10 protein-coding genes are annotated in these 11,111 nt (G+C 68.7%); 2 read left to right on the top strand and 8 right to left on the bottom strand.

Features of this window, described 5'->3' with window-relative positions; genetic code table 11:
* Positions 1-14: 14 nt before the first annotated feature.
* The 3 genes from NS2_RS25590 to NS2_RS25600 are packed head-to-tail and all read right to left on the bottom strand — an operon-like array spanning position 15 to position 3,099.
* Positions 15-950, bottom strand: a complete 936-nt coding sequence (locus NS2_RS25590) for a glycoside hydrolase family 16 protein (RefSeq protein WP_033087381.1) — start codon at positions 948-950, stop codon at positions 15-17.
* A complete protein-coding gene (locus NS2_RS25595; protein ID WP_033087382.1) occupies positions 951-2,273 on the bottom strand; it encodes a hypothetical protein in 1,323 nt (440 codons plus the stop codon).
* Between the two features lie 16 nt (positions 2,274-2,289).
* On the bottom strand, positions 2,290-3,099 hold the full coding sequence (locus NS2_RS25600) for a WecB/TagA/CpsF family glycosyltransferase (RefSeq protein ID WP_033087383.1): 810 nt from the start codon (positions 3,097-3,099) through the stop codon (positions 2,290-2,292).
* A 113-nt stretch (positions 3,100-3,212) separates the two neighbouring features.
* Here NS2_RS25600 and NS2_RS25605 point away from each other — a divergent pair, with 113 nt between their 5' ends.
* Positions 3,213-4,202: a GDP-L-fucose synthase family protein gene (locus tag NS2_RS25605; RefSeq protein WP_045437031.1), complete on the top strand. Its 990-nt coding sequence runs from the start codon at positions 3,213-3,215 to the stop codon at positions 4,200-4,202.
* Positions 4,203-4,210: 8 nt separating this feature from the next.
* Here NS2_RS25605 and gmd read toward each other — a convergent pair whose 3' ends face one another.
* From gmd to NS2_RS25630, 5 genes are all read right to left on the bottom strand, one after another.
* Complete coding sequence (gene gmd, locus NS2_RS25610) at positions 4,211-5,245, bottom strand: GDP-mannose 4,6-dehydratase (RefSeq protein ID WP_033087384.1); 1,035 nt, start codon at positions 5,243-5,245, stop codon at positions 4,211-4,213.
* Positions 5,227-6,471: a glycosyltransferase family 4 protein gene (locus NS2_RS25615; protein ID WP_228102491.1), complete on the bottom strand. Its 1,245-nt coding sequence runs from the start codon at positions 6,469-6,471 to the stop codon at positions 5,227-5,229. Before NS2_RS25615 ends, gmd begins: the two co-directional genes overlap by 19 nt.
* A gap of 109 nt (positions 6,472-6,580) precedes the next feature.
* On the bottom strand, positions 6,581-7,474 hold the full coding sequence (locus NS2_RS25620) for a glycosyltransferase family 2 protein (protein WP_033087386.1): 894 nt from the start codon (positions 7,472-7,474) through the stop codon (positions 6,581-6,583).
* A 29-nt stretch (positions 7,475-7,503) separates the two neighbouring features.
* Positions 7,504-8,511: a hypothetical protein gene (locus NS2_RS25625; protein ID WP_033087405.1), complete on the bottom strand. Its 1,008-nt coding sequence runs from the start codon at positions 8,509-8,511 to the stop codon at positions 7,504-7,506.
* Between the two features lie 14 nt (positions 8,512-8,525).
* Positions 8,526-10,019 (bottom strand): sugar transferase, encoded by a 1,494-nt coding sequence (locus NS2_RS25630; RefSeq protein ID WP_033087387.1) that lies wholly within the window; start codon positions 10,017-10,019, stop codon positions 8,526-8,528.
* 440 nt (positions 10,020-10,459) lie between these two features.
* Here NS2_RS25630 and NS2_RS25635 point away from each other — a divergent pair, with 440 nt between their 5' ends.
* Positions 10,460-11,077 carry a YdcF family protein gene (locus NS2_RS25635; protein ID WP_106852370.1) on the top strand — a complete coding sequence of 206 codons (618 nt, stop codon included), beginning with the start codon at positions 10,460-10,462 and terminating at the stop codon, positions 11,075-11,077.
* The last annotated feature ends 34 nt before the right edge of the window (positions 11,078-11,111 follow it).

Below are 11,111 nucleotides of genomic sequence, written 5' to 3' on the forward strand. Positions count from 1 at the left end.
GCTCCCCCTGTCCGCTACTTCTGTTGATAGACCCGCAGATAGTCGACATCGAGCTCGGCGCTCTGTTTCGGGTTCGCCAGCATCGAACCCTCGTTGCGCTCCCAGTCGTTGTCGACGGTCATGTTCAGAATCAGCTGCATCGGACCGTTCTCGATCGCCTTGGCATCGGCGAACTCGCCGCAGCGGACACCGTTGATGTACCAGGCGATGTGGTCGGGTTCCCAATCGACGCCGAATCGCACCCAGTCCTGCGAATAGTCACGCACCGGGCAGGCTCCGTTGCCGCCCGGGGTGTTGTTGACGCGGTACGCCTGCTGACGTCCGCCGTAGGCGTAGGTCATGTAGATGTTCTCGGGATGGCCGCCGAGCACCTCGACGATGTCGATCTCGCTGCGGTACTCGTACTTCGGGTTGGTCGGCAGCATCCAGAACGCGGTGAAGAAGCCCTGCACCGCCGGGAATTTGACGCGCGCCTCGGTGTAGCCGTAGGTGAAGGAGAACAGGTATTTGTCGGTACGGGCGTCGGCCCGCGCGGTCGAGAGCAGCCCGCTCTTGTAGGTGCAGAGCTGCTGGAAGCACGACGGATCCGGCGACGGCGGATCCAGCGGCTCGGCAACGAGTTTCGCGACTCCGCCGCCGACCCGGACCTGTTCGGGCCGGTAGGTCTCGCGGCCGGAGTTGAAGCTGCTGGTGCAGCCGCCGTAGTTCCAGTCGAAGCAGGGCGTCAGCTTCGAGTGGTCGTAGTCGGATCCGTCGAACTGCTGCTCGAAGATCAGCTTCCACTGCTTGCCCGGCGCGGCCGCCGCCGGGGGCGGGGTGCAGGTGGCGGCGGTCATGTTGGTGGCGGTGCAGATACTGGGGTTGCGGTCATCGGGCCCGGTGCAGCCGATGGCCACCAGCGCGATGGACAGCGGGACGGACAGGATCGCCGCGACTCGATTGATACGCACTCAGCCACCCAGGGCCCGGACGACCGGGACACCGACAATGCCCGCGGTCGCGATGAGCTGGAACGCGGCCAACCCGGCCAATGGCCAGGTCCGCGGCAAAATCCGGGTCCGCCCGATCTCGACTATCACCAGCACGGCCAGCATGGCGATCGGTAGCTCGGCATATTTCTGGTAGAGCTGCGAGCCCGGCGCGGTGACCACCGCCAGTGCGACCAGCGCACCCGCCATGAGCAGGGCGGTCCGCCGCTCCAGCACGAAAAACAAGGCCGCGCACGCGAATCCGCCGACGAAGGCGAGCACGGCGAGCACCGGCGAACGGCCGTCCAGCACCGGAAGCTTGCCGACGAGCGTCCACAGCACACCGCCGCGCCGCGAGTCGTCGGGGAATTTCGTTGCCGCGCTGCGGAAGACGACGGCCGGGGCGGCGACCACCAGTCCCGTGACGAGCTCCGGCACCAGATGCGTCCGGACCACGGCGACCTGCGCCGTCGCCGCCAGCACCGGCACGGCGAAGATCGCGGCGACCGCGAAGGTGAACGCGATGGCCGTCCAGCTCGGATTCGCGGCATTGAACTGGCGCATGGCGGGCGGGGTCAACCCACCCCACAACGCGATCAGACCGGCCAGCACCGCGATGCCGGGACCGAGGACCAAGGCGGCATCACGCAGCGTCGAACGCGGATAGTGCAGCGGGCGCGCCGGATCCACGACCGACAGGGCGGCCGGTGCCAGCAGCCACACGAAGGTCTGGCGCGTCGCGATCGCCGCGGCGACGAGCACCCCGATCGCCACCAGCGCGCCGATCGCATTGCGCCCCGGGCCCGCCGGGACCGCGAGCATCAGCATCATCGCCGCCATCGCGAACACCAGCGCCGCGTCATCGGTGAGCATCCACAGCGCCGACTGCCAGAAGTACGCCGACAGCAGCAGCGGCGCGACGGCGAGCCCGCGCGACCACCACGACGGCAGCGCCCGCGCGTGCCGCACCGCGAGCGCGGCGAGACATCCCGCGAACAACGCCCCGACGACCTGGGTGCCGTGCTCGCCGAGCCCGAGCGGACCCGAGATCGCCGCCACCACAAGGTGATACAGCGGCCCGGTCGCGGTATTCAGGCCGACGAGATCGAGGTGCGGACACGAGGTCCGGAGCTGTTCCACCGACGGCCAGTGAAAGGCCCGCTGATCGTTGCCACCGGCGGTGACCACCACCCCGGTGGCGGCGATGACCGCGGCGAGCGCCAGCACCAGGCCGAACGCGCCCGCGGCCGGCAGGTACGAACGACCCGTCGCACGCACGGAAACCGCCGCCCCGTCCCGGATCATGCCCTCTCGTCCCGGATCATGCCGACGCCGGCGCGGCCTCTAGCACCACGGCCGAACGCTTCAATCGCACCAGGGCGGGCGGTCCCTGGACGAGATAGCGCCGGGCCAGCCGCCGCGGCTCCAGCATGAGCCGCCACGCCCATTCGCCGCCCGCATTGCCGACTCGTTCCGGCACCCGGGCGACCCGGCCCGCGAGGAAATCGACGACGGCGCCGAAGGCGAGCAGCGCGCGGGCGTTGGTCAACGTCCCGTACTCCGCGATCCACCGCTCCTGGCGGGGCTTGCCGAGCCCGACCACGAGAATGTCGGTCTCGGCGGCGGCGATCCGCGCGGCAATCGCTTCCGAGGCACGGCGATCGGTGAGCTCGGCGCGCTCGGGCGCCCAGGTGCCCGCGACGATCAGTTGCGGGTGCAGCTCGGCCAGCGCCGGGAGCAATAGCTCGTGGGTTTCGGCGGTGCCGCCGAGAAATCCCACCCGCGCCCGCGTCTGGGCCGCGCGCTCGAGAATGGGCGTAATGAGGTCGCTGCCCGACAATTTCGGCCAGCTGCGTCCGCTGCGGGCATTGGCGGTCCGGACCAGGGGCATGCCGTCGAGCAGGGTGAGCCAGCGCAGCCCGCCGTCGGATGCGGCCACGGGTAGCCGCTCGTCCCACGCGGCATCGCCGGCGAAGTGGTGGATGTGATCCAGATTGGCCGAGGCCACGGCGATGGGATCGGCGTGCGAGAGCGCCGCGAAGATCAACTCCAGTGCCGCGTCACGATCGAGCAGGTCGACGGGTACGTGTCCGACGAGCATCCGCGGCCAGAGCGCCGAGCATTCGTTCATCTGACCGATTGCCTTCCAAGAGTTTTCGGCCTGACCGTACGACAGCGAGTATATCGATCCAGGCCGCCTTCGCATCCCGGATCGTTACCCGCCGCTCTGCCACAATGGCACCTATGCAAGCGAACAGTGGGGAAACCATGCGGTCGAACGGCGGCCCCCTGTCCCGCGACTCGCGGGTATACGTCGCGGGGCATCGCGGACTGGTCGGATCGGCGCTGTGGCGGCGGTTGCGCGCCGCGGGATTCACCGATCTGATCGGGCGCGACTCGTCCGAGCTGGACCTGCGCGATGCCGCCGCGACCGCCGAATTCTTCACCGCGACAAGGCCACACGTGGTGATCGATGCCGCGGCACGGGTGGGCGGCATCGTGGCCAACGCGAGCCGACCGGCGGAGTTCATTTCCGACCACCTTCGCATTCAGGTCAACCTGCTCGATGCCGCGGTCGCCTCCGGGGTGGAACGGTTCCTGTTCCTCGGATCGAGCTGCATCTACCCGCGCGCCGCCGCCGTGCCGATTCGCGAGGACGCGCTGTTCACCGGTCCGCTCGGAACCACGAACGAGGGCTACGCCGTCGCGAAACTGGCTGGAATCACCCAGGTCACGGCGATTCGCCGACAGTACGGCCTGCCCTACATCAGCGCGCTGCCGACCAATGTCTACGGCCCCGGCGACAATTTCCACCGCTCCGGCAGCCACGTGGTGCCGGGACTGCTGCGCCGCTTCCACGAGGTCGCCCGCGACGACGCGCCCTACGTCGAGTGCTGGGGCACCGGAAAACCGTTGCGGGAGTTCATCCACGCCGGCGATCTGGCCGACGCCTGCCTGTTCCTGCTCGAGCACTACGACGGCGAGAGCCCGGTCAATGTCGGCACCGGGCAGGAGACGACGGTGGCCGAGCTGGCGACGACCATCGCCGACATCGTCGGCTATCGCGGTGAGATCCGCTGGGACACTTCGCAACCGGACGGTACGTACCGAAAGCTGCTGGACGTCTCGCGGCTCACCGGCCTGGGCTGGGGCCCGCCGGCCATCGGCCTGGCCGACGGGCTGAAGTCGACCTACGAATGGTTCCTGGACAACCAGGAGAACTATCGCGGCTGACGCCGGACCTAGTGCGGCTGACGCCAGGCGGTGAGATTCGGCCGATCGATCCACACCTGCGATTCGGCTTTGAGCAGCTCGACATCGGCATCGACCATGAGCCGAGCCAATTCCGGTGCCCGCACCTGCGGATCCCACCCGAATGCCGCCGTCGCCTTGGAGGCGTCGCCGATCATGGCGTCCACCTCCGCGGGCCGCAGATACCGATCATCGAACCGGACATGACGCTCCCAGTCGAGCCCGGCGTGATCGAAGGCCAGCTCCAGGAACTCCCGCACGGAATACCCCGCGCCGGTCGCCAGCACATAGTCGTCCGGCTCGTCGACCTGCAACATCCGCCACATGCCCTCGACGTACTCCGGCGCGTACCCCCAATCCCGGACCGAATCGACATTGCCCATCCACAGATGCTCGTCGAGCCCCGCGGCAATGCGCGCCACCGCACGGGTGATCTTGCGGGTCACGAAGGTCTCGCCGCGGCGCGGTGATTCGTGGTTGAACAGAATGCCGTTGACCGCGTAGAGACCGTACGCCTCGCGGTAGTTGCGGGTCGACCAGTAGGCGAACATCTTCGCGGTGCCGTAGGGCGAGCGCGGGTGCAGCGGCGTGCGCTCGTGCTGCGGCGGCGGTGAGGAGCCGAACATCTCCGAGCTCGACGCCTGGTAGAACCGGCAGTCCAGCCCCAGCTGCCGAATCGCCTCCAGGATCCGGATGGTGCCCAGACCGGTTGTCTCCGAGGTATATTCGGGCTCGTCGAAGCTGACCCGGACGTGCGACTGCGCGGCCAGATGATAGATCTCGTCCGGCTCGATCCGCCGGATCAGCGAGGCGAGCCGGGCGCTGTCGTTCAGTTCGCCGTAATGCGTGAACAGGCGCGCATCCGGGTCGTGCGGATCGACGTAGAGATGGTCGATCCGCCTGGTATTGAAGGTCGACGCACGGCGGATGATGCCGTGCACCTCGTATCCCTTGCCGAGCAGCAACTCGGCCAGGTACGAGCCGTCCTGTCCCGTTATTCCGGTGATCAATGCGCGTTTGGCCATCGGACCGCCTTCCCCCGTGCGCGAGCCAACTCGATTATCCACTCCTCGTAGCCGTCCAGCGCGGCGTCGGCATGCAACAGCGCCGCCGCGTACCGCCTCCCCGCGGCGCCGAACTCGGCCCCCAGCTCCGGATCGGCGCCGATCCGGACCGCCTCGGAGAGCAGCAGATCCGGCCGGCCCGCGGGCACCAGGACGCCCGCGCCCGAGGCCGTCATCTCCTGCGCGGTGTACCCGGCCGCCTCGGCGGCCGCCAGAATCGGCTTGCCAGAGGTGAAATACGAGGTCAGCTTGCTGGGCACGGCCATCTGCGCCACCCCGGGCAGCTCGTTGACCAGCAGCACGTCCGCCGCCCCGAGCGCGGACGGGAATTCCGCCTCGCTCACCGGCGGCAGGATCTCGAGGGTCGGCAGCCCCGCGCCCGCGGCTTCGATCCGCCGCCGCTGATTGCCGTCGCCGAGCAGCACGAATCGGACCGGAAGCCCTTCCCGCGCCGCCAGTTCGGCCGCGGCCACGACGTTCTCCAGGCCCTGTTTGGTCCCCATATTGCCCGCGTGCAGCACGACGATCTCCTCGTCGGACCACCCGCGCGCCGCCCGGAAGGCCGCGCTGGCACCCGGATCCGGCGCGGACACGTGATTCCAGTTCCGGATCACCCGGATCCGCTCGCGCTCGACGCCCAACTCGCGCACCAGATCCGCGCGCAGGCCGTCGTGAATGACCGCGACACCGTCGGCATGACGGAAGGCGGCGGACTCCAGCGCGCGCATGGCACGCGCGGCGGGCCGGGGCAGCGCCCCGGTCTCCACCACCCCGCGGCTGTACAGGTCGTGCACGAGCACCCCGACCGCCGGAGCGCGGGGCGTCAGCCGCGCCCGGGCGACCGCCATGGTGGCGGACAGCAGCGGCGGGGTGATGCACACGACCACCTCCGGCCGCTGCCACCGGCTCGTCACCGCTTGCAGGCCAAAGGTGAGTTCCATTGCGGCCCGGCCGAATCCACGACCGTCCCGGGGCACGTGATGGTTGAGCCGGCGCAGCCGCACCCCGGCCGCGCCGGTGTCGGCGCGGAAGGGCGTGCGCTCGCCATCGCGCCGCCACGCCGGATAGTGCGTGACGCCGGTGAGCACCCGCACCTGGTGGCCGCGCGCGGCCAAGCCCACCGCGAGACCCGTTGTGTAGGGCGCGATCCCGGTCGGCTCGGGGGCATAGTTGATCCCCAGAATCACGACCCGGACCGTTCTACCTGACACATCGTCCGACATTAGCGGCCCGGACACCCATCGGCGCGTCGACCGATTCGCGGAGGTCACGGGCGGTAGGACCCGGCCCACCGCGCTACCCGCTGGTCGCCGGGTTCGAACCGAGGTATCCGGACAGCTTGCGCACGCCACGCGCCGCGGTGATCCGCTGCCGTTTGGCATACAGCTCCGCGACCGCGCGCCGGGCCTGCCGTCGCTGCGCCGGGGTGAGGTCGGATTCGGCTATCCAGCGCAGCCATTCGCGGCATTGCAGCGTGGTGGACAGGTGCGCCTGCCAGCCCGGCACATCGAGCTTGCGCGCCATGACCGACTGCCGATCGTGCTGCCAGTGCCGGCCGCCGAGCACCTCGGGCACGTGCCCCCACCGACCGGCCAGGGCCAGTTTCCCGGCGAACACCTCGTCCTCGCGCAGCATATTGCGGCGCACTATGTGGCGCACCGGCTCGCGGCGGACCACCGCGTACAGCGGATCGATCAGCAGGAAGCTCTCGTTGAGCAGCCGCAGCATCTCGGTGAACCGGACCGCGGGATCCGCCGAGCCCAGCGCCGTGCCGTCGTAGACCGCGCTCTGGTGCGCGCCCTCGGGGCCCACATAGTCCAACTGGGTTGTCACCAGCAGCAATTCGGGGTCGGCTTTGAAGACCTCGAGACACCGCGACAGATATTTCGGCTCCAGCCAGTCGTCGTCGCCGATCCACCGGAAGTAGGTGCCGTTCGCGAGTTCCAGTGCGCCCACGAAGTTGCCGAGGATGCCGACATTGACCGGGTTGCGGTGGTAGACGATCCGGCTGTCGCCGGCCGCGAGCTCGCGGCAGACCTCCGCGGTGGCGTCGGTCGACGCGTTGTCGGAGATCACCAGCTCCAGATTCTGGCAGTCCTGGCCGAGCACGGATTCCACGACGGCCGGAATCCGATCCGCCCCATTGCGAACCGGCAGCCCGATGCTGACGAGTGTGTGTGAGTGATGCACGTGAGTTCCCTCCCAACTGTGCTGGAGAATCAGACCCGCTCGAACCAGATTTCGCGCCAGAACGAGACGTATTCGCGGGGGCAGTTGGCGTGGTAGACGCCCTCGCAGACCACGTCCTCGAGCACGATCGCCGGGGTTTTCATGACCACCAGCTCACCGGTGGTCTCGTCGAGGCATCGGGTGATGCGCGCCTTCACCCGCGCGGTGCGCCCGCAGAACCGGGCCGCCTCCTCCTCGAACCCCATGCCCCGATTGAGCCGGTGCTCGTTGAGGGTGAGTTCGATCTGTTCCTTGGACTTGATGCGCACCAGCTCGCCGGGTTGCAGATCCAGGTGTGCCACCGGGGTTTTCCCGACCGCGCGGCCGCGCACGAAACCCCACTCCGAGCCGCCGCGGAACAGCATCGCGGCGGGCAGCAGCCGCTTGCTCAGGGCCTGTAGCCGGTTGAACATCACGAAGAAGAAGGCCAGCAGGGACGCACGCACGGTCGCATTGCCGACCTGGACGTCCTCGACGTACTGCCGCACATCGCGGAACGGCAGGCAGGCCGGGGCCGCGCGCATCATCTCGGTCGACTGGCAGGAGTAGCGCTCCCGGCCGCTCTCGAGCGGTGGCTTGCGCGTATTGATCTCGAGCAACTCCAGATCGATGCGGGTGCCGTCGGCCGGGGTCGGTGCCCCCGAACTCGAACCCGGGGGCGTGCCGGGCTCGACGCGCTTGAGCCACGCTTGTTTCCAGTACAGGCTGCACGCGGTCTGACAGCCGCCGTGTGAGCTGCCCGCGCAGCGCGCCCCGGTGAGGTGCACCGTCTCGGTCATCCGATGCATGCCGGTGCGGCCGTAGGGATCGCACACCTTGTTGGCGACCTTGTGGACGGTCAGCTGTTTGCCGCAGAACTCCAGCATTTCGGGCATGAACGGCAGATTGTCGAGCTCGCCGTGCTCGTCGAGGGTGGCGAGGATCTCGGCCGCGCTGCGGACCTCGACGAGATCGCCCACCCGCAATCCCGCAGTCGGCTCGGCAACGGTCTGGGTCATGCTGTGTTCCTCCATCAGTAGGCACCGTCACTACGGGTCACCGCGGTGATCGTCTTCGCGATGATCAGCAGGTCCTGCACCATCGACCAGTTTTCGACGTACGAGAGATCGAGCCGGACCGACTCGTCCCAGGACAGATCCGAACGGCCCGACACCTGCCACAGTCCGGTCACCCCGGGCTTGACCAGCAGCCGCCGCCGCACCTTGCCGTCGTAGCGCTCGACCTCGCCGGGCAGCGGCGGGCGCGGGCCGACCACGCTCATCTCGCGTCGAATCACATTGATGAACTGGGGTAGTTCGTCGAGGCTGTAGCGCCGCAGAATGCGCCCGACGGAGGTCACCCGCGGATCCTCGCGGATCTTGAACAGCGGACCGGCGCCCTCGTTGGCCGACATGAGCGCGGCGCGACGCTGGTCGGCGTCCGGGAACATGCTGCGGAACTTGATCATCCGGAACGGCACCCCGTCCAGCCCGATCCGCTCGGAGCGATAGAAGACCGGGCCGCGGCTGTCGAGTTTGATCGCCACCGCCGCGGCCACCATCACCGGCGAGACGAGCAGCAGGGCGAGCGAGGCGAAGGTGAGGTCGAAGACCGCGCGGCCGAAGGACCGCGACCGGCCGTACTGCGGCTTGGCGATGTGCAGCAGCGGCAGATTGCCGATCGGGCGGATCGACATGCGCTGATCGGCCACATCGACCAGGCCCGGCGTCACCACCACGTCCACGCCCAGCGGCGCCAGCTGCCACACCAGGTCATTGATGCCGCGGGTGCCCAGATGTTCGGTCGCGGAGATCGCCACGATGTCGGCGCCCGTCTCGCGCACCGCGTCCAGCACGGTCATCGCCCACCCGGCGACGATGGGCACGTCCGCGAGTTCGGTCTCGCCCTCGTGTTCCTTGCCGTACGGGCTGTACACGCCGACCACCGAATATCCGACGGCGGGGTCGCGGGCGAAACAGGTCATCATCTCGCGGGCGGCGTCCGGACCGCCGACCACCAGAACCGCGGTGCGGCAGCGGCCCTTTCGGCGCTGCGCCGCGGCGTAGCGCCGCCACACCACCCGATTGCCGAGCAGGCCGAACAGGCCGACCGGCAGCGCGATCGCCAGATACCCGCGCGCGAAGTCCAATCGGAACAGCAGCGAGGCGATGGCGATCAGGCCGAACAGCCGCAGCGTGGCCGAGGTGACCTGGCGGTACTCTTCGAGCCCGGTGCCGAGCCCGCCCGCCGCGCCGGTGTTTCCGGCCACCAGGAAGCCGAACCAGGTCAGCGCCAACAGGATCGAGATGATCGAGTAGCCGATGCTGGCATTGCCCGACCACGCCGTCAGCTGCGCGTTCTCGATTCCGCCGAAACGGATGAGCTGCGCCGCGCCGACGGCGACGAGTAGCACGAGCGCCTCACCCGCCCGGACCCGGCGACCGTATTCGGCCTGCCATCGCTCGCGTTCGGAACGCCACTCGGGCGCGGACCCCCGGATCCGAATCCGATCAATTTGGAAGGCCATCTGCGCTCCATCCCCACGCCGAATTGCCAAGTCGCCGACGCTCCCCCGTTGGATGCCCGCGCCGAATATTATCGGTTTCACCGGCTGCAGGTCCATGATCCACCCGCAGCCCGGAGATTCTCTGTAGATCCTGAATACTTCTGCATGGCAACATATTTGGTGCGTCCCATCGAAGGTTCGCTGCGCAATCCCCGGCCTGCGGCCTGAAGAGGTAGAACGAGACGAAAACGACTGGGCCCCAGGGATCGCCGATGACCACCGATGGAGTCACCCGGGATTTCGCAACTCCATACCCCGGTGTTACGAAGAACCCACCGTCGTGCCGCCTTTTCGGCGGGCCGTCCACCTGCTCGGCGCACCGTCGCCGACCGGGTGCGTCGAGAAGGAAACGTAGACTGTCGCCGACGAATCCGGACCGAAATGAGGGACACCGGCCCCGCATGACCGCTCAGGACGAGGGCACCGCCGCGGCACCGGCGCGGCGGGGGCCGCGCCGCCCCACCGCGAGGACCCGGCGGGCACGCCGGCTCCGGTGGGTGCTGCCGGTTGTCTGCGTCCTCGTCGCGGCGCTGGCGGGGGCCGGGATTCCGGTCTACGCGGTGCCGCAGATCGATCGGCTGCGGCATGCGGACGCGATATTCGTCCTGGGCGGAGAGGGATTCCACCGGTATCCGTACGGTCTTTCGCTCGGGGGCGCGGGCTGGGCTCCGACCGTGGTGATCTCGAATCCGTACGGCACCCGCGACGACTGGCTCACCGACGTCTGCCGGACGCCACAGCGGGGGTTCGAACTCGAGTGCTTCGTCCCGGACCCGCCGACCACCAAAGGCGAAGCGCGCCAACTGCGCAAACTCGCCGCCGAGCACGGCTGGCAGACGGTGATCGTGGTGACCTTCCGCCCGCACATCTCGCGGGCGCGGTACATCCTGGAGCAGTGCTTCGACGGCAACCTGGTGATGATCGAGAGTCCGGAACATATCGCCTGGTACCGGTGGGTGTACGAATTCGGCTATCAGACGGTCGGATACGCGCGCGCGGCCCTGCAATCGGGCTGCTGACAACCGGAGTCGCCGGGCTGCGCCGGTTAGTACT

This window comes from Nocardia seriolae NBRC 15557, assembly GCF_007990715.1.
In the GTDB taxonomy this organism is placed as follows: Bacteria; Actinomycetota; Actinomycetes; order Mycobacteriales; family Mycobacteriaceae; genus Nocardia; species Nocardia seriolae.